Here is an 18,284-nt window from a genome sequence, read left to right on the forward strand (position 1 = left end):
GGTGCAGGGGTGGTGCATCTTGATGGAATCTTTGGGAAACAGAGATTGACCCTAAGGACGAGCCGTGTGTCTGTCGAGTTCGGGCGGTCTTCCCGGTGCGTATGCGCCTCGAATCATCAATTCTTGGCAAGTTCATCGGTGAAATCGTCCAGAAGAGATGAAAGCGCCTTGATCGTTCGTGCGTGACGAAACGACGAAAAAAGAGACCCGTGGTCTGGACCTGCCGGTCCAGATCACGGGTCTCGTGAGGTTGATGGGGCGAAAGTGACGGATGGGGCAGGAGCGGCGCGCGCGCCGCTCGCCTCAGTGCTGGTAGGTGCCGTGCAGGATCGCGCGACCGAGCGTCTTGAAGGCCAGGTTGAAGGAGACGACGGCGTTGGAGGCGTCGGCGTCGACGCCCAGGCTGGGGTCCTTGACCGCGTGCACGACGAAGAAGTAGCGGTGCGGGTGGTCGCCCTCGGGCGGCGCCGCTCCCATGAACCCGGCCTCGCCGCCGTCGTTGCGGACGTGGAACGCGTTGCCCGGCAGGTCCTTCGAGGCCGCCCCGGTGTCGAGCGAGGTGACGTCGGCGGGGATGTCGACCAGGCACCAGTGCCAGAAGCCGCTCGGGGTCGGCGCGTCGGGGTCGAAGCAGGTCACCACGTAGGACTGGGTGCCCTCCGGCGCGCCCGACCAGCTCAGCTGCGGCGAGGTGTTGCCGAGGGCGGCCACCTGGTCGTCCTTGAGCGGGGCGCCGTCGGTGACGTCGTCGCTCGTGACGGTGAAAGACGCGGTCGCCGGGAGGTAGTCGTAGGGATTGGGGGCCACGGGTCGCTCGATGCTCATTCCTCGAACGTAGCCACCCGACCGCGAGCCCGGAAGGGACAATCGAGTCATGACCGACCGCGGTGCCGACCCCCATCCCTACCTGGCGGGGCTGGTGCTCACCGGTCGCAAGGTCGTGGTCGTGGGCGGTGGGCACGTCGCGCAGCGACGCGTCTCGGGCCTCCTCGGCGCCGGTGCCGACGTGACCGTCGTCAGCCTCGAGGTGACGCCGGCGCTCGAGGGGCTCGCGGGCGAGCTGACCCTGGTGCTGCGCGAGTTCACCGAGTCGGACCTCGACGGCGCGTGGTACGTCGTCGCCGCGACCGACGACCCGGTCGTCAACGCGCGCGTGGTGGCCGCCGCCGACGCCCGTCACACCTTCTGCGTCCGCGCCGACGACGCCCTCGGCGGCACCGCCTGGACTCCGGCTGTCGGCCACCACGGGACGGTGACGGTCGGGGTGCTCGGCAACCGGGAGCCGCGCAAGTCGGCGGCGCTGCGCGACGACATCGTGACCGCCCTGCGCGACGGGCACCTCACGGCCTCCGACGCGCTCGACCGCAGCCCCGGGGTCGTCCTCGTGGGTGGCGGCCCGGGAGAGCCGGAGCTGGTCACCGTCGCGGCCCGGCACGCGCTCGCGACCGCCGACGTGGTCGTGGCGGACCGGCTGGCGCCACGCGAGCTGCTCGACGAGCTCGGGCCCCACGTCGAGCTGATCGACGTCGCCAAGCTGCCCCGTGGACGCTCGGCGTCCCAGCAGACCATCAACGAGGTGATCGTCGACCGGGCGCGGGCCGGCAAGCGCGTCGTGCGCTTCAAGGGCGGCGACAACTTCGTCTTCGGTCGTGGCTACGAGGAGCTGCTCGCGTGCGCCGCCGCCGACGTGCCGGTCACCGTCGTGCCCGGTCTCAGCTCTGCCATCGCCGTCCCCGCCCGGGTCGGCATCCCGGTCACCCACCGCGGCATCGCCCACGAGTTCACCGTCATCTCCGGCCACCTGCCGCCGGGCCACCCGGAGTCGCTCGTCGTGTGGGAGGCGGTCGCCGGCCTGCGGGGGACGCTCGTGCTGCTGATGGCCGTCGACAACGCGCCGGCGATCGCGGACGCCCTGCTCGCTGGCGGTCGCGACGCCGCGACGCCGGTCGCCGTGATTGTCGACGGCACCATGCCGACCGAGCGCACGGTCCTGAGCACCCTCGGCGGGCTCGCCGACGACCTCGTCACCCAGCGCGTCGTCCCGCCCGCGATCATCGTGGTGGGCGAGGTCGTCGCCGTGGCCCGTCCGGCACACTACGGGTGTGGCTGACCCCGACCCGACCCCCGAGACCGGAGCGATCTCCGAGGCCAGCGGGGCGGGCGAGGTGGTCGAGCTCGACGACCCCGACGACCCACGCCTGGCCGACTACCGCGACCTGCGCGACGTCGAGCTGCGCAAGAGCCTCGAGGCCGAGCACGGGTTGTTCCTCGCCGAGGGGGAGAAGGTGGTGCGGCGCGCCGTGGAGGCCGGCCACGAGGCGCGGTCCTTCCTGATGGCGCCGCGCTGGCTCGACGGGCTCGACGACGTGCTCGCCCGCAGCCCCGCGCCCTGCTACGTCCTGTCCGAGGCGCTGATCGAGCAGGTCACCGGCTTCCACGTCCACCGCGGTGCGCTGGCTTCCCTGCGCAGGCGGCCGCTGCCGCCCGTGGACGAGGTGCTCCACGGGGCGCGCTCGGTCCTGGTCCTCGAGGACCTGGTCGACCACACCAACGTCGGTGCCGTCTTCCGCTCGGGCGCCGCGCTGGGCTTCGACGCCGTGCTGCTGGCGCCGCGGTGCGCGGACCCGCTCTACCGCCGCTCGATCAAGGTCGGCATGGGAGCGGTGTTCTCCACGCCGTGGACCCGGCTGCCCGACTGGTACGACGCCCTGCCGGACCTGTCCCGACGCGGCTTCACGACGATCGCGCTGACCCTCGGCGCCGACTCGGTCCCCATCGAGGAGGCCGTCGCCGGGGTCGACCGCCTCGCGCTGGTGCTCGGCTCGGAGGGACACGGCCTGTCGTCGCGCTGGGAGACCTCGGCCGATCGCCGCGCGGTCATCCCGATGGCGGCCGGCATCGACTCCCTCAACGTCGCGGCGGCGAGTGCCGTCGCCTGCTACGCCGCGGCCCGTCGCTGACCCGTCAGGACAGGCGGTGCCGCAGCCGTCGCGCGGCCACAACGGCCACGGCGACGCCGAGCAGCACGTAGACGACGTTGCTGACCGGGCCGACGTACCCCTCGACCACGTGCCACTGCGCGCCGAGCTCGTAGCCGGCCAGGATCAGCGCCGAGTTCCAGACCAGGCTGCCCGCGGTCGTGAAGACGCAGAAGCGGAGGAGCGGCATCCGGTCGATCCCCGCTGGGATCGAGATCAGGCTGCGGACGCCCGGCACGAGCCGCCCGACGAACACCGCCGTGCGCCCGTGCCGGCCGAACCAGGCCACCGCCCGGCGGACGTCGTGCGCGTGCATCAGCGGGATGCGGTCGGCCAGCGCGCAGATGCGCTCCAGCCCCCAGGCCGCGCCGAGCCAGTAGAGGACGAGGGCTCCGAGGAGCGAGCCGGCCGTGGCCCACGCGATCGCGGCGGCCAGGCTGTAGTAGCCCTGGCTCGCGGTGTAGCCCGCCAGCGGCAGCACCAGCTCGCTCGGGACGGGCGGGAACACCGTCTCGAGGGCGGTGGCGAGGCCGACGCCGGGGGATCCGACCGTGCGCATGACGAGCACGACCCAGTCGAGCACTGCTTCCATGTCGTACGACGCCCGTCAGCCGCGCCGGCGCAGCGCGTCGTGGAGCACGATCGAGCCGGCCACGGCAGCGTTGAGGGACGAGGCGGTGCCCACCATCGGGATGGAGACGACCTCGTCGCACGCGGCCCGCCACCCCGAGGACAGTCCGTGCGTCTCGTTGCCCACGACGACCACGAGCCGGCCGGTCAGGTCGACGTCGGCGAGGGCGGTTCCCGCCTCGTCGGTGCCGACGATGCGGTAGCCGTGGGCGTGGGCGTGCTCGACGACCGGCCCGGGGCCGGGCACCCGGAGCACCGTCAGCGCGAAGAGCGAGCCCGTGCTGGCGCGCACCGACTGCGGGTCGTAGGGGTCGGCGGCATGGCCGGTGACCACGAGGGCGGAGGCGCCGAAGGCGTCGGCCGAGCGGGCGAGCGTGCCGATGTTGCCGGGACTCGTCGGGCGGTCGAAGACCACGACCGGGCCGTGCGGGCGACGGGGCTCCTCGAGGCGGGTGACCCCGTCCTCGGGCATCTCGACGACCGCCACCAGCTCGGCCCCCTCCTCGCGACCGCTGAGGCGGGCGTGCAGGTCGGGCGAGAGCAGCACCCGCTCGGCGTCGGTCGTCGACCAGAGGGCGTCGGACCAGGTCGAGGTGGCGCCGTCGGCGCGCAGCAGGGCGCGCACCGTCCACCTCTCCTCGACGGCCCGGGTGATGGGGCGGACGCCCTGGACGAGGAACTCACGGTTGCGGTGCCGCTTGGAGCGGTTGGTCAGCAGCGCCTCCCACTGCTGGAAGCGCGCGTTCTCCCGGGTGATGCGAAGGTCGTTCATCGCGCGTCAGCCGGCGGCGGTCTCGGCGGGGTCGGCTGCGTCGGCCGGCCACGAGAGCGGGTAGTCCTCGGCGGCCGCGTCGTGCTTCTTGCCGAGACGCTTGCGCGCCTTCGCCGAGAGGCGGTCGCCGAAGACGGTGCCGAGGGTGTGGTCGGTCTCGTGCTGCAGGCAGCGCGCGAGCAGGCCGTCACCCTCGAACGAGACCGGCTCGCCGTCGAGTCCCTGGCCGTCGACGCGCGCCCAGTCGGGGCGGGGGCACGGCTCGAAGGAGCCGGGGAAGGACAGGCAGCCCTCGTCGTCGTCCTCGAGACGGCGGTCCTTGCCCTCGGGGAGGGTGAGGACGGGGTTGCAGACCACGCCCACGGTGCGCACGCCCTCGTCGTCGGGGCAGTCGAAGACGAACATCGCCACGTCCTCGCCGACCTGGCAGGCGGCCAGCCCGACCCCCTCGGCGGCGTACATCGTGGCCACCATGTCGGCGGCCAGCGCGGCGAGCGCGTCGTCGTACGACGTCACCGCGGCCTGCGGGCGGTGCATCACCGGCGTGCCCCAGCGGGTGATCGGGCGGACCGTGCCGCCCTCCGGGAGGGGACCGTGGGGCGCCCGGACCCCGGGGTCGGTGCCGGTCTGGTCGTCGGTCGGCTGCTCGTCGGGCATGCCGGGATCCTAGCCAGCGGGGGGAGCGGCGCCCGTAGGGTGGCGGGGTGCTGGCCGTGGTTGTAACTCGCAGTTACATTGGGGCCATGTCCTTCATCAGCAGCCTACGGCCCGGGGGCCGGCACGGGTTGTCGTCGCGGGAGACCCGCGACGCGATCGGTCTCGCCGTCGCCGCGGTCAACCGGCTGGCGCAGAGCGAGCTCATCGACCGGGTGGGCCTGCGCAAGCAGGCGGAGCAGGTGGTCTACACGACCACCCGCAACGGCTTCCGGGTGGCCACGGTCGCCGGCCGCACGTTCGCCCGCGGGGGCCGGAGGACCGCGGGGGCACGACCCGCGAGCGCCCCGTCGCGCGGCGTCTTCGACCTCACACCCACCGACGACGAGCAGATGCTCCTCGAGGTCGTCCGCGAGCTCGCCGCCGAGGTGCTCCGGCCCGCAGCGTCCGCCGCCGACGAGGCGTGCGCGCCGCCCGCGGAGGTCCTGGCCGCCGGCCAGGACGTGGGGCTGCCCGTCCTCGGCGTCCCCGAGCAGCTGGGTGGCATCTTGGAGGAGCGGTCCGCCATGGCCGGCGCCCTCGTCGCCGAGGCGCTGGCGCACGGCGACATGGGGCTCGCCGTCGCCGCCCTCGCTCCGGGGGCCGTCGCCACCGCCATCGGCCTGTGGGGCACCGACGCGCAGCAGCAGACCTACCTGCCCGCCTTCACCGGCGCCGGGTCGGACGCGCTCGTCGCCGCTCTGGCGGTCGCCGAGCCCCGGGTGCTCTTCGACCCCTTCGAGCCGGCGACCACGGCCCGGCGCGACGGCGACGGCTTCGTCCTCGACGGCGTGAAGTCCGCGGTCGTCCGCGGCGCCGACGCCGAGCTGTTCGTGGTGACCGCGACGCTCGACGGCACGCCGGCTCTGTTCATCGTCGAGTCGGGGGCCGACGGGCTCGAGGTCGAGGCCGACCCGTCGATGGGCGTGCGGGCTGCCGGGCTGTCGCGGCTGCACCTCACCGGGGTGCGGGTCGGTGCCGACGCGTTGCTCGGCGACACCGACGGCACCGCCCACGCCGAGTGCGTACGCCTCTCCCGGCTCGCGTGGTGCGCGCTCGCGGTCGGCACCGCGCAGGCCGTGCTCGACTACGTGCTGCCCTACGTCAACGAGCGTGAGGCGTTCGGGGAGCCGATCAGCCACCGCCAGTCGGTGGCCTTCATGGTCGCCGACATGGCCATCGAGGTGCAGGCGATGCGCCTGCTCACCTGGCGGGCCGCCTCGCGCGCCGCCCGTGGCGAGGACGTCGCCCGCGAGGTCGGGCTCGCCCGTCAGCTCTGCGCCGAGAAGGGCATGCGGATCGGCCTCGATGGCGTCCAGCTGCTCGGCGGCCACGGCTTCGTCAAGGAACACCCGGTCGAGCGGTGGTACCGCGACCTGCGGGCCGTCGGCGTGATGGAAGGTGCGGTGCTGCTCTGATGATCAACCTCGAGACCCCCAGGAAGCACGCGACGCTCGTCGACCAGGCCCACCAGCTGGCGATGAACATGCTCCGGCCGATCTCGCGCAAGTACGACCGCGCGGAGCACGCCTACCCCAAGGAGCTCGACATGCTCGCCGCGCTCATCGACGGCGTGTCCGAGACCGGGGCGACCAGCGGCGCCGGCGCGGGTGGCGTACGACGCGACTCCTCCGCCGACGACGGCACCGTCCGCAACGGCACCAACCTGGCCTCGGTGCTCTCCGTCGCCGAGATGTGCTGGGGCGACACCGCGCTGCTGCTGTCGATGCCGCGCCAGGGCCTCGGCAACTCCGCGATCGCCTCGGTCGCCGACGAGGAGCAGCTCGAGCGCTGGAAGGGCACGTGGGCGGCGATGGCGATCACCGAGCCCGGCACCGGGTCCGACTCCGCCAACATCACCACCACGGCGGTCAAGGACGGCGACGACTACGTCATCAACGGCGAGAAGATCTACGTCACCTCCGGCGGGCGCGCCGACTCGGTGGTGGTGTGGGCGACGCTCGACAAGGACCTCGGGCGCGCCGCCATCAAGTCCTTCCTGGTGCGCAAGGACAACCCCGGGCTGAAGGTGGAGCGGCTCGAGCACAAGCTCGGCATCCGCGCCTCCGACACCGCGGCGATCACCTTCACCGACTGCCGGGTGCCGGCCGAGGACCTCCTGGGCTCGCCCGAGATCGACACGAAGTCGGGCTTCGCCGGGGCGATGGCCACCTTCGACAACACCCGCCCCCTCGTCGCCGCGATGGCCGTCGGCTGTGCGCGCGCCTCGCTCGACCTGACCCGCGACCTGCTCGAGCAGGCGGGGGTGGTCATCGACTACGACCGGCCCGCGCAGTCGCAGTCCGCGGCCGCGGCGACGTTCCTGCGGCTCGAGGCCGACTGGGAGGGCGCCAGGCTGCTGATGATGCAGGCGGCGTGGATGGCCGACAACCGCAAGCCCAACTCGCTCGAGGCGTCGATGGCGAAGGCGAAGGCCGGACGCGTCGGCTCCGACGTGACGCTGTCGTGCGTCCAGCTGTGCGGCACCCTCGGCTACAGCGAGTCGGAGCTGCTGGAGAAGTGGGCCCGCGACTCCAAGATCCTCGACATCTTCGAGGGCACCCAGCAGATCCAGCAGCTGATCGTCGCCCGCCGGGTGCTGGGGCTGACCAGCTCCGAGCTCCGCTGACCGGGCGCTTCCTCGCGGTGTACCGCGAGGAAGCGCCCGGTCAGTCGTTCGTAGCGCGAGGAAGCGCCCGGTCGGCTGTGTGTAGCGCGAGGAAGGGGGGAGGTCAGGAGACGGACGTGAAGGGGTCGTGCTCGGCGAGGATCCTGTCGACGCGGGCCTGGTCGATGCGGGAGACCACGTAGCTGTCCTCCTGGGCGTCGCGGACGCACTTGGCGAGGGTGAAGCTCGACGTCGTGAGGAACATGGTCCCGAGGCCGAGGAAGGCGCGGATCCAGGGGTCGACCGGCAGGTAGAAGATCGCGAAGATCATGGTCAGCAGCGCGACGGCGAAGGAGACGCCGGCCTGCAGGAAGAAGGCGTTGGTGTTCTTGGTGGGAGTCGTGGAGGCCATGGGTCAACCGTCGTCCTCGGGAGGCGTCGCCGGAGCCGCTGGACTACCCGATCCGGGCTGAGTACGCGTGCTCAACCGCTCCGAGTACGTTCGGCCCATGCCAGACCAGCCAGCCCACATGACGCCCGAGGAGTTCCGCCGCCACGGGCATGCCGCCATCGACTGGATCGCCGACTACTGGGCCTCGCTCGACGACCTGCCCGTCCGCGCCCAGGTCGCCCCCGGCGACGTACGACGTCTCCTGCCCGCGTCGGCGCCCGAGACGGGGGAGTCGTTCGACGCCGTGCTCGCCGACCTCGACCGCGTCGTCGTGCCGGGGCTCACGCACTGGCAGCACCCGCGGTTCTTCGCCTACTTCCCGGCCAACTCCTCGCCGGCCGCGATCCTCGGCGACCTCCTCTCGAGCGGCATCGGCGCGCAGGGGATGATCTGGGCGACGAGCCCGGCGGTGACCGAGGTCGAGCAGGCCGTGCTGGACTGGTTCGCCGAGGCGCTCGGGCTCCCGGACACCTTCCGCAGCGACGGTCCGGGCGGCGGCGTCATCCAGGACACCGCCTCGACGGCCACCTTCACGGCCCTGTTGTCCGCGCTGCACCGCGCCAGCGGCGGCGACGTACGACGCCACGGCGTGGGTGACGCCGACTGGCGGGTCTACGGGTCCACGCAGGCCCACTCGTCGCTGGTCAAGGCGGCGATGATGGCCGGCCTCGGCGAGGACGCCGTCCGCACGATCGCGGTCGACCCGGCGACCCAGGCGATGGACGTCGCCGCCCTGCGCGCGGCGATCGCCGACGACGTCGCGGCCGGGCTGCGACCGGTGATGGTGCACCTCGCGGCCGGCAGCACGTCGACCGGCGCGATGGACGACATCGCCGCCGCGGCCGAGGTCGCGCGCGGCCACGACGCGTGGGTGCACGTCGACGCGGCCTGGGCGGGCGTCGCCGCCGTCTGCCCCGAGCACCGTGGCCACCTGGCAGGCGTGGAGTCCGCCGACTCGTTCGTCACCAACCCGCACAAGTGGCTGCTGACGACCTTCGACTGCAGCACCTTCTGGGTGCGCGACCGGGCCGCGCTGACGGGGGCGCTGTCGATCCTCCCGGAGTACCTGCGCAACGCGGCCACCGAGTCCGGGGAGGTCGTCGACTACCGCGACTGGCACCCCCAGCTCGGTCGGCGGTTCCGGGCGATCAAGCTGTGGGCGGTGCTGCGCACCTACGGGATCGACGGACTCCAGGCGCACATCCGCAGCGGCATCGCGCTCGCCGAGCACGTCGCCGAGCTGGTCGCCGCCGACGACCGCTTCGAGATGGTCACCGAGCCGTCGCTCTCGCTGGTGGTCTTCCGCCTGGCCGCCGGGGACGAGCAGACGATGGCCGCGATGGAGGCCGTCAACGCCTCCGGTGAGGCCTACCTCTCGCACACCACGGTCGAGGGACGGACCGCGATCCGGCTCGCCGTCGGCAGCTGGCGCACCACCCGGGCCGACGTCGACCGCACCTGGCGCGCGCTGCAGGAGGCGGCGGCCGCGCAGGCCTGACCCCACCCCGATCCGGGGTGGCAGGGTGGGACGTATGAAGCTCTTCGCCGACACGCCGCTCCGCCGCACGCTGCAGGTGCTCGCCGACCTCCTGTTCGTCGCGTGGCTGGTGCTCTGGGTCTGGATCGGCATGGCCGTCCACGACGGCACCGAGCAGCTGGCGGCGCCCGCGCGCCAGACCGACTCGGCGGCGACGTCGATGGCCGAGCAGCTGCGCGACGCCGGCGGCCGGCTCGGCGAGGCCCCACTGGTGGGCGACGAGCTGGCGGTGCCGTTCGACAGGGCGGCGGACGCCTCCGACGGGCTCGCCGCGGCCGGGCGCGACACCGTCGACGCCGTCGAGAGGCTCGCGCTGCTGCTCGGACTCTCGGTGGCGCTGATCCCGATCCTCATCGTGTCGGCGATCCACCTGCCGATCCGGTGGCGCTTCATCCGGGAGGCGACGGCCGGCGCGCGGTTCATCGACGCCTCGGAGGACCTCGACCTCTTCGCGCTGCGCGCGCTGGCCCACCAGCCGATGCACGTGCTGGCCAGGGTGAGCGACGACCCGGCGGGCGCCTGGCGCCAGCGGGACCCCGACGTCGTACGACGTCTGGCGGTGCTCGAGCTCGCGGACGTCGGGCTGCGACCGAAGCACCTGCCGGGCGCGTAGAGTCCAGACACGTGCAGTTCCTCGACGGCGCGACGCCGCCCCACGACCTGACCTACGACGACGTCTTCATGGTCCCGCGCTCCTCCTCGGTCGCGAGCCGCTACGACGTCGACCTCGCCACCGACGACGGCACGGGCGCGACGCTGCCGCTGGTCGTCTCCAACATGACGGCCATCGCGGGCCGGCGGATGGCCGAGACGGTCGCCCGGCGCGGCGGCATCACGGTCATCCCGCAGGACATCCCGATCCCCGTGGTCACCGACGTCGTGCGGTGGGTCAAGCAGCGCCACCGGGTCTTCGACACGCCCATCGAGCTGCGTCCAGACCAGACGGTGGCCGAGGCGCTCTCCCTGATCCCCAAGCGGGCGCACAAGGCGGCCGTGGTGGTGCGGGACGGGCGGCCGGTCGGGGTCGTCTCGGAGGCCGACTGCGCGGAGGTCGACCGGTTCGCGCAGGTGCAGACCGTGATGAACGAGGACGTCGTCACCGTCCAGGCCGACGCCGACCCGCGCGAGGTCTACGACGCCATCGAGCGGGCCAAGGCGACGGTGGCCGTCGCGGTCTCCGCGACCGGCGAGCTCGTCGGCGTGCTGACCCGGCTCGGAGCCCTGCGGGCCACCCTCTACACGCCCGCCGTCGACCCGTCCGGCGGCCTGCGGATCGCCGCGGCCGTCGGCGTCAACGGCGAGGTCGCGGACCGGGCGGCCGAGCTGCTCGACGCGGGCATCGACTGCCTGGTCGTCGACACCGCCCACGGCCATCAGGACCGGATGGTCCAGGCCCTCCAGGCCGTGCGCGCGCTTTCGCCCGCTGTACCTGTCGCGGCCGGCAACGTCGTCTCGGCCGAGGGCACGCGCGCGCTCATCGAGGCCGGCGCCGACATCGTCAAGGTCGGCGTCGGGCCCGGCGCGATGTGCACCACCCGGATGATGACGGGCGTCGGCCGACCGCAGTTCTCCGCGGTCCTGGAGTGCGCCACCGCCGCGCGCGAGCTCGGCAAGCACGTGTGGGCCGACGGGGGAGTACGACACCCGCGCGACGTCGCGCTGGCGCTGGCCGCAGGCGCCTCGTCGGTGATGATCGGCTCGTGGTTCGCCGGCACCCACGAGTCGCCCGGCGACCTGATGCTCGACGCCGACGGTCGCCCGTTCAAGGTGTCCTTCGGCATGGCCTCCGCCCGCGCCGTCGCCAATCGCACCTCCGGCGAGTCGTCGTACGACCGCGCCCGCAAGGGCCTCTACGAGGAGGGCATCTCGTCCTCGCGGATGTACCTCGACCCCGACCGCCCGGGCGTGGAGGACCTCATCGACCAGATCTGCTCCGGCGTGCGGTCGGCCTGCACCTACGCCGGCGCCGCCGACCTCGCGCAGCTCCACGAGCGCGCGCTCGTGGGCGTCCAGTCCGCCGCCGGCTTCCACGAGGGCCGTCCGCTCGAGAAGTCGTGGTGACCGTGCGCGAGCTCGACCACGTCTTCGTGATGACCTACGGCAGGTCCGGGTCGACGCTGCTGATGGGCATCCTCAACTCGATCCCGGGGTGGCTGCTGCGCGGGGAGAACCGCCACGCCATGCGGCACCTCTACGACTTCCACCGCAGCGGGCTCACCGAGCGGGCGCGCGTCGACCCCGCCCGCGCCAGCCAGCCGACGCACCCGTGGTTCGGGATCGAGGCGTTCCCCGAGGTGGCCTCGCTCCAGCACATCCGCGCGCTCGCCGAGGCGACCCTGCTGCGCCCCGAGCACGACACCAGGGTCACCGGCTACAAGGAGATCCGCTGGTACGACGACGACCTGCCCGACTACGTCGACTTCCTGCGGCAGGTGTTCCCGGGTGCGCGCTTCGTCGTCAACACCCGCAACCTCGAGGACGTCGCGGCCAGCAACTACTGGACGCACAAGGACGACCCGCTGGCCCAGGTGCGGGCGATCGAGGACAAGATCCTCGGCACGGTCGCCGGCCTCGGGGACGCCGCCTACCGCGTCCACTACGACGACTACGTGGCCGACCCGGAGGTGCTGCGCGGCCTCTTCGACTGGCTGGGCGAGGCCTACGACCAGAACCGCGTCGAGTCCGTGCTCGCCACCCCCCACTCGCGGCGCGGCAAGCACCGTGGCTGAGCGCTACCTGGTGGTCTCCGCCACCGCGGCCGAGGCCGCGCACGTGCCCGCCGACCTGCCGTTGGTCATCACGGGGCTCGGCAAGACCGCCGCCGCTGCGACGACGGCCCGCACCCTGGCGTCGTACGACGACCTCGCCGGCCTCACCGTCCTCAACATCGGCACCGCCGGGGCGCTGCGTCCCGGCCTGACCGGCCTGTTCGAGCCCGGCACGGTGCTCAACCACGACATCAGCGCCGACCTCGTCCGGGCCCTGGGCTACGACCCGCAGGAGCGCCTTGACGTGGGCGAGTCCGACGTGGTCCTCGCGACCGGCGACGTCTTCGTCACCGACCCCGCCGTCCGCGACGCCCTCGCCGAGCGCGCCCACCTCGTCGACATGGAGGGCTACGCCGTCGCGTGGGCCGCGCGCGAGGCCGGCGTGCCCGTGCGGCTCGTCAAGCACGTCTCCGACGCGGCCGACGAGTCCGCCCTCGACTGGACGGCGATGGTCGAGGCCTCCGCCCTCGCGCTCGGGGAGTGGCTCCGCGCGAACGTGTGAGCCTGTGGTCTGCCAGCTCCCGCCCCTCGCTGGTCGAGTAGCCCGTGAGAGATGTGACCTCGTCCCTTCGCTGGGGATGGGACGAAGACCCGTCACGAAACCCGCAACCCCGCTGGTGGCGCCCGCCCACCCTCGTTGGTCGAGTAGCCCGCGAGGAACGAGCGGGCGTATCGAGACCCAGCACACCCTCTGGTTGATGAGGGACGAAGTCCCGCCCCGAAACCCGCAACCCCGCTGGTGGCGCCCGCCCACCCTCGTTGGTCGAGTAGCCCGCGAGGAACGAGCGGGCGTATCGAGACCCCACACCCTCTGGTTGAGGAGGGACGAAGTCCCGTCACGAGACCAGTCCAGGTCGGTGAGCAACCGTCCACAGTCCTGCCCGCCATCGGGGGTCGTTGTCGGTGGCCGAGCGTAGAATCGAACACATGATCGAAGCGCTGGCAGGGTCCGGAGCAGGTGAGGTGCAGGACCTCGCCGCCTCCGACCTGCTGGCTGCGATCCGCGACCGGCGCCGTGACGAGGAGCGGGCAGCAGCCGACCAGCTCGTCCTGGCCGCGCAGTGGGCGGACTTGCACCCGCCGGAGTCGATCCACGACGCGGCCGTGTTCTCGATCCCTGCCGGCGGCCGGGAGCACGAGGAACCCATCGCCGGTGAGGGGTGCCCGCTGGTGGCGGAGTTCTGCGTGGCCGAGCTCGGCAGCGTCCTCGGGGTGTCGACGACGGCGGCGAAGAAGCTCATCGGCCACGCCCTCGAGCTGCGCCACCGCCTGCCCCGCCTGTGGGCGCAGGTGCACGCCGGGGCCGTGCCGGCGTGGCGGGCCCGCGCGGTGGCCGAGACCACCATCCACTCCACACCTGCGCTGACGCGGGAGGCGGTCGGGTTCGTCGACGTCCAGGTCGCGGCCGTGGCCGGGAAGGTCGGCCCCGCCCAGCTCGACCGGCTCGTCGCCGAAGCCATCAAACGCTACGACCTCGCCGAGCCGGACCCGACTGCGGACCCGGAGGACGGCTGGCTCTACGTCGACCCCCGCCACGCCAGCATCGACACCCAGGACGTCCACTACGCCGGCACGATGCGGATGGAGGCCGAGCTCGGCATCGCCGACGCTCTCGACGTCGACCGCGCCCTGGCCCACGGTGCGGCCACGTTGAAGGCGCTGGGGTCCACGGAGTCGCTGAACGTCCGCCGGGCCAAGGCCCTCGGGGACCTGGCCCGCACCCAGACCGCCCTCGACCTCCACACCCAAGGCACCGGCACCGCGGCCAAGACCACCGACACCAGCACGGACCCCGACACCAGCACCGACAGCGACACGGGCGCCGACCCGCAGCGCTTGCCGGCTGCGCGGGAGGTCGTGCTGCACGTCCACTTCGACGCCAACCTGGACGGCCTGTTGACGGTGTTCGGTCCCACCGGACGGCTCGAGGAAGGGCAGCGGCTGGTGCTGCTCGACCAGATCAAGTCGTGGTGTGCCGACTCCCGGACCAAGGTCACCATCAAGCCCGTCATCGACCTCAACGCCGACCTCTCGACACCCGCGTACGCGGTCCCGGACAAGCTGCGCGAGCAGGTCATCCTCCGCGACCGCACCTGCGTCTTCCCCTGGTGCACGCGACCCGCGCGGCGAGCCGACATCGACCACGTCATCCCGCACGACCCCGACGCCGAAGCCGAAGGCCGACCCCAACCCGGACCTACCGCCACGTGGAACCTGGCCTGCCTGTGCCGGTTCCACCACCGGTTGAAGACGCACTCGGCCTGGCGCTACGAGATGGTCGCGCCAGGGGTCTTCGAGTGGACCAGCCCCCACGGGCACGGCTACCGACGCGACCACACCGGCACCGAACGCATCGACCCGACCGGCCCGCCGGATCCACCCGGCATCCCGCGACCCCGCCGACGATGACCCCGCCCCACACCCCGCCACCCACCAGGTAGCGGGGCCGCAGGCACGTCCGGGAGCCGGATCCAACGCCAACGCCTGCACCCACCGCAGCAGCGACGTCCCGCGAGCAAGAGCCGGCGCCGAAGACACCAACAGCCGGCTGGGGCCCCGCGTCCTCGAGCCGCAACAGCTGCCTGTGACAGGCTCGGACCATGCGTGGCTACGTGCTCGTCGGGGGCTGGCCCGGGTCCGGCAAGTCCACGCTGTCGCGCGCGCTCGCGACGGAGCTCGGCGTACCGCTGCTGTGCAAGGACGTCGTCAAGGAGGCGCTGATGGACGCCCTCGGTGTCCCGTCCGACGTGGAGCAGTCCCACCGCTTGGGTCGGGCGGCGGTGCTCGCCGTGCTGGCCGCCGCGCGCGGTTGTCCGGCCGCGGTGATCGACAGCACCTGGTACGCCTACTCGGAGCAGCCGGCTCGAGCGCTCCCCGGACCGATCGTCGAGGTGCGGTGCCACGTGCCGCTGGCGACCGCCGAGGACCGCTACCGGAGCCGCACCAGGGACCCGCGCCACCTCGACGGCCTCCGGTCGCATTCCGAGCTCTGGGGACGAGAGGTGCCGCCCTTGGGCCTGGGACAGGTCCTCGACGTCGACACGTCCGGACCGGTCGACGTGCGGGAGGTCGCGGCGTCCTGCCGCGAGCTGCTCGGGACATCGGCCCGGCTCGCACAGAGCGAGTAGCCGGGCACGGGCGTCCGCGCTGTGCGAGGGTGGAGCCATGTTCCACAACCCCGGCAGTGACCGTTCCCAGGGCCCGTGGGACCCGGACGAGAAGAAGAAGTGGATCGACACCGAGTACTTCTGGGTGCTGCTTCCCCTCCTCCTGCTGCTGGTGGGCGTCATGGTGATGGCGTCCGTCGTCGAACCTTGACGACCTCGTCGCCGCGTGAGGCGTCCGAGGAGTGGCGCCTGACGAGCGACGCGGCCGAGCTGTGGCACCGGGCCGGGCCCTGGCTCGCTGAGCACCCGTTGGAGAACGCTCCGCTGCTCGCGGAGGTCGCCCACCTCCTCGCGACCGCGCCCACCGCGGACGGCCTGGCCTGCGGCTGGTGGGCGGCCGAGGACGGCACGGTCCGCGGGGCGTACGTCCAGGCGCCGCGGCACAGCCCGCTCATGACCCGGATGCCCCGCCCGGCCGTCCACGCGCTGGCGGCGGTGCTGCCACGCCCGGACGGCCTGGGCGTGCCCGACGTCCTCGCCGACGAGGCGGTCGCCGCGTGGGCGACGGTCGGGCACCGGCTTTCCCGGCGGGCAGCATTCACGGTGCACGTGCTCGACGAGCCGCCACCCGTGCCGAACGGCGCCGGTCGCGCCCGCATCGCCGGCCCGGAGGACCGGACGTTGCTGCACGGGTGGTTCGACCGGTTGATGGCCGGCCTGCCCGGTGACCCCAGCGACCGGTCGTACGTCGTCGAGGACCCGCTCGACACCGGCGCGCTCGTGCTGTGGGAGGTCGACGGGGAGCCGGTCGCGATGTGCAGCCGCAGCCGCGTCCTGGCCGACACGGTGCGGATGGGCGCGTGCTACGCCCCGGGAGGCGACAGCGACCACGTCGAGGCCGCGTTCGGCGCGGCGGTGGCCGAGGCTCGACGCCACGCACGGCACGTCACGGTCCTGGCAGCGGCTGGCGACGAGCGCGAGGCGGCCCGGCTCGCTGCGGCCGGGTTCGTCCCCGCCGCCACCCGGGTGGCGCTCACGGCCTCCGGCGACTGCTGACCGGACCCCGACGCAGCGCCCGCACCAGACCCCCGGCGACCGACCGCGGCCGGAGGACCGGCGTACCGTTCGAGGCGGCGTCCTGCATGCCGGCCAGCATCTCGGCCAGGACCGACGTGGCGTCGGTCGACGGCGTCCAGCCCAGCTCGCTGCGCGCCCGGCCGGTGTCGATCAGGGGCACGGCGTAGCCCAGGTCGATCCATCCGGGGTCGAGCGGCTGCACCCGCGCGTGCCAGCTGGCCGACACGGCGGCGCGGACCGCGGCGGACGGGACGTGGACGAGTCGTGCGTGGAGCACGTCGGCCACGTCCTGCGCGGTGACCGGGGGCTCGGCGGCGAGGTTGAACGCACCCGGAGCCCGGGATTCCAGCACCTGCACGAGCGCGTCGGCGACGTCGTCGGCGTGCACCATCGGGATGACCAGCCCGGAGTCGATCGGCAGAACGGGCAGGTGGCGCAGCACCCCGGCCGGCACCAGTGCGGGGAGTCCGTAGCGCAGCAGGGCGCTGCCGGCGGCCCGCTGGCCGATGATGCCGGGACGCATCCGGGTCACGACGACCTGGGGAGCATCGACCTCGAGTGCGTCGAGGAGGCGCTCGGCAGCGGCCTTGTGCCGGCTGTACATCGACGTCGGCACGCCCGCGGTCGGCCAGGCCTCGTCCACGGGGGCGTCGTCGCGCTTGGGGGAGTAGGCGCCCACCGACGACATGTGCACGAGGTGCGGCACGCCCGTCGCCACGACGGCGTCGATGACACGGGCCGTGCCGCCGACGCCCAGCTCGCGGAGCTGGTCCTCGCGGTGCGACGGCTGGAAGCCCCACGCGAGGTGCACGACCGCATCAGCTCCCTCACATGCCGCCTCCAGACCGGGCGCGGCCGCGTCGTCGGTGAGGTCGAGGGCCGACCACTCCATCGCGGGGAAGGACCCGTCGGGCGCGGGCGGGCGCCGGACGACTCCGACGAGCTCGTGGCTGTCGTCGCGGGCGAGACGGCGGACCAGGGCGGAGCCGACGTTGCCGCTGGCCCCGGTGATGACGATGCGCATGCGCGACCTGTACCCCGTCACGCGATGCGCAGACTCAGCGCGAGGTGTTGGCCGTACGCCCCTTGGTGACGCCGACGAACGCCTGCGTCACGTCGTCGTCCCGGTCGACGAGCCAGACCAGCGCGATCGTCGTGGGATCGAGGTCGGTGACGACACGGGTGACGACGTCCTTGCGCTGGTGCAGCCTGGCCACCGACATCGGTACGACGACGACGCCGGTGCCGGCCGCGACCGTCTCGATCGCCTCCTGCTCCGTCATCGGCGGCCAGTCGAGCTGGTCGGCAATGGGCGTCCACCCGCTGGGGTGCGGGCGCACGAGCTGCTCGTCGACCAGGTCGGCGGTCGTGACCTCGTCGTCCGCAGCAGCGAGCACGTGGTCGCGCGAGGCCACGGCCACCTGGAGCTCGTCGTAGAGCCGGACGCAGTGCAGTCCGTCGCGGTCGACCGGGAGCCGCACGAGCGCCATGTCGAGGCTGCCGTCGCGCACGCCGTCGAGCTGCTCGGCCTCCGTCACCGGCACGAGCTCCAGGCGCTCGCGCCGGCGGTCGCGCCAGTGGCGGGCCCACTTGTCGGGCGTCGCGCCGGTGACGAAGCCGATGCGCAGGGAGTCGGTCATGGCCCCGACCCTAGAGGGACGCG

The 18,284-nt window shown here is 73.1% G+C and carries 20 protein-coding genes; 13 read left to right on the top strand and 7 right to left on the bottom strand.

Annotation, left to right across the window (positions count from 1 at the left end):
• Positions 1 to 303 precede the first annotated feature (303 nt).
• Positions 304 to 825 carry a YbhB/YbcL family Raf kinase inhibitor-like protein gene (locus NCI01_RS06760; RefSeq protein WP_254180702.1) on the bottom strand — a complete coding sequence of 174 codons (522 nt, stop codon included), beginning with the start codon at positions 823 to 825 and terminating at the stop codon, positions 304 to 306.
• A 49-nt stretch (positions 826 to 874) separates the two neighbouring features.
• Here NCI01_RS06760 and cobA point away from each other — a divergent pair, with 49 nt between their 5' ends.
• Both cobA and NCI01_RS06770 read left to right on the top strand, forming a co-directional pair.
• Entirely contained in the window at positions 875 to 2,110 is a 1,236-nt protein-coding gene (cobA, locus tag NCI01_RS06765; protein ID WP_254180703.1) for a uroporphyrinogen-III C-methyltransferase, read from the top strand.
• Between the two features lie 55 nt (positions 2,111 to 2,165).
• On the top strand, positions 2,166 to 2,960 hold the full coding sequence (locus NCI01_RS06770; protein ID WP_254180784.1) for a TrmH family RNA methyltransferase: 795 nt from the start codon (positions 2,166 to 2,168) through the stop codon (positions 2,958 to 2,960).
• A gap of 4 nt (positions 2,961 to 2,964) precedes the next feature.
• Here the strand turns inward: NCI01_RS06770 and NCI01_RS06775 are convergent, their stop codons facing one another.
• From NCI01_RS06775 to def, 3 genes are read right to left on the bottom strand one after another with little or no spacing between them, the layout of a single operon-like run.
• Positions 2,965 to 3,570 carry a DedA family protein gene (locus NCI01_RS06775; protein ID WP_254180704.1) on the bottom strand — a complete coding sequence of 202 codons (606 nt, stop codon included), beginning with the start codon at positions 3,568 to 3,570 and terminating at the stop codon, positions 2,965 to 2,967.
• Between the two features lie 15 nt (positions 3,571 to 3,585).
• Positions 3,586 to 4,380, bottom strand: coding sequence for a TrmH family RNA methyltransferase (locus NCI01_RS06780; protein WP_254180705.1), 795 nt, complete (start codon positions 4,378 to 4,380; stop codon positions 3,586 to 3,588).
• A gap of 6 nt (positions 4,381 to 4,386) precedes the next feature.
• Entirely contained in the window at positions 4,387 to 5,037 is a 651-nt protein-coding gene (def, locus tag NCI01_RS06785; RefSeq protein ID WP_254180706.1) for a peptide deformylase, read from the bottom strand.
• An 86-nt stretch (positions 5,038 to 5,123) separates the two neighbouring features.
• On the opposite strand from def, the gene NCI01_RS06790 reads away from it, so the two are divergent.
• Positions 5,124 to 6,491: an acyl-CoA dehydrogenase family protein gene (locus NCI01_RS06790; RefSeq protein WP_254180707.1), complete on the top strand. Its 1,368-nt coding sequence runs from the start codon at positions 5,124 to 5,126 to the stop codon at positions 6,489 to 6,491.
• Entirely contained in the window at positions 6,491 to 7,702 is a 1,212-nt protein-coding gene (locus NCI01_RS06795; RefSeq protein WP_254180708.1) for an acyl-CoA dehydrogenase family protein, read from the top strand. Before NCI01_RS06790 ends, NCI01_RS06795 begins: the two co-directional genes overlap by 1 nt.
• Before the next feature lie 103 nt (positions 7,703 to 7,805).
• Here the strand turns inward: NCI01_RS06795 and NCI01_RS06800 are convergent, their stop codons facing one another.
• Positions 7,806 to 8,093, bottom strand: coding sequence for a YiaA/YiaB family inner membrane protein (locus tag NCI01_RS06800; protein ID WP_254180709.1), 288 nt, complete (start codon positions 8,091 to 8,093; stop codon positions 7,806 to 7,808).
• Between the two features lie 97 nt (positions 8,094 to 8,190).
• Between NCI01_RS06800 and NCI01_RS06805 the strand changes: the two genes are divergently transcribed.
• The 9 genes from NCI01_RS06805 to NCI01_RS06845 all read left to right on the top strand — a co-directional run bounded on the left by NCI01_RS06805 (position 8,191) and on the right by NCI01_RS06845 (position 16,600).
• On the top strand, positions 8,191 to 9,630 hold the full coding sequence (locus tag NCI01_RS06805) for a pyridoxal phosphate-dependent decarboxylase family protein (protein WP_254180710.1): 1,440 nt from the start codon (positions 8,191 to 8,193) through the stop codon (positions 9,628 to 9,630).
• A gap of 34 nt (positions 9,631 to 9,664) precedes the next feature.
• Complete coding sequence (locus NCI01_RS06810) at positions 9,665 to 10,282, top strand: hypothetical protein (RefSeq protein WP_254180711.1); 618 nt, start codon at positions 9,665 to 9,667, stop codon at positions 10,280 to 10,282.
• Positions 10,283 to 10,293: 11 nt separating this feature from the next.
• Complete coding sequence (locus NCI01_RS06815; protein ID WP_254180712.1) at positions 10,294 to 11,730, top strand: GuaB1 family IMP dehydrogenase-related protein; 1,437 nt, start codon at positions 10,294 to 10,296, stop codon at positions 11,728 to 11,730.
• Positions 11,727 to 12,398 carry a sulfotransferase gene (locus tag NCI01_RS06820; RefSeq protein ID WP_254180713.1) on the top strand — a complete coding sequence of 224 codons (672 nt, stop codon included), beginning with the start codon at positions 11,727 to 11,729 and terminating at the stop codon, positions 12,396 to 12,398. The genes NCI01_RS06815 and NCI01_RS06820 overlap by 4 nt, the downstream gene beginning before the upstream one ends.
• Positions 12,391 to 12,939 (top strand): nucleosidase, encoded by a 549-nt coding sequence (locus NCI01_RS06825; protein ID WP_254180714.1) that lies wholly within the window; start codon positions 12,391 to 12,393, stop codon positions 12,937 to 12,939. The genes NCI01_RS06820 and NCI01_RS06825 overlap by 8 nt, the downstream gene beginning before the upstream one ends.
• Positions 12,940 to 13,364: 425 nt before the next feature.
• Positions 13,365 to 14,846: an HNH endonuclease signature motif containing protein gene (locus NCI01_RS06830; RefSeq protein WP_254180715.1), complete on the top strand. Its 1,482-nt coding sequence runs from the start codon at positions 13,365 to 13,367 to the stop codon at positions 14,844 to 14,846.
• Positions 14,847 to 15,037: 191 nt separating this feature from the next.
• Positions 15,038 to 15,565: a P-loop nucleotide/nucleoside kinase family protein gene (locus tag NCI01_RS06835; protein ID WP_254180716.1), complete on the top strand. Its 528-nt coding sequence runs from the start codon at positions 15,038 to 15,040 to the stop codon at positions 15,563 to 15,565.
• 37 nt (positions 15,566 to 15,602) lie between these two features.
• On the top strand, positions 15,603 to 15,755 hold the full coding sequence (locus tag NCI01_RS06840) for a hypothetical protein (protein ID WP_254180717.1): 153 nt from the start codon (positions 15,603 to 15,605) through the stop codon (positions 15,753 to 15,755).
• On the top strand, positions 15,752 to 16,600 hold the full coding sequence (locus NCI01_RS06845) for a hypothetical protein (RefSeq protein ID WP_254180718.1): 849 nt from the start codon (positions 15,752 to 15,754) through the stop codon (positions 16,598 to 16,600). Before NCI01_RS06840 ends, NCI01_RS06845 begins: the two co-directional genes overlap by 4 nt.
• Here the strand turns inward: NCI01_RS06845 and NCI01_RS06850 are convergent.
• Together NCI01_RS06850 and NCI01_RS06855 are read right to left on the bottom strand one after the other, a co-directional pair.
• Complete coding sequence (locus NCI01_RS06850) at positions 16,578 to 17,645, bottom strand: NAD-dependent epimerase/dehydratase family protein (protein WP_254180719.1); 1,068 nt, start codon at positions 17,643 to 17,645, stop codon at positions 16,578 to 16,580. The two genes, NCI01_RS06845 and NCI01_RS06850, sit on opposite strands and share 23 nt — an antisense overlap.
• Before the next feature lie 34 nt (positions 17,646 to 17,679).
• A complete protein-coding gene (locus NCI01_RS06855) occupies positions 17,680 to 18,261 on the bottom strand; it encodes a LysR substrate-binding domain-containing protein (protein ID WP_254180720.1) in 582 nt (193 codons plus the stop codon).
• Between the last annotated feature and the right edge of the window lie 23 nt (positions 18,262 to 18,284).

It is taken from the genome of Nocardioides pinisoli (assembly GCF_024199985.1).
Lineage (GTDB): Bacteria > Actinomycetota > Actinomycetes > Propionibacteriales > Nocardioidaceae > Nocardioides > Nocardioides pinisoli.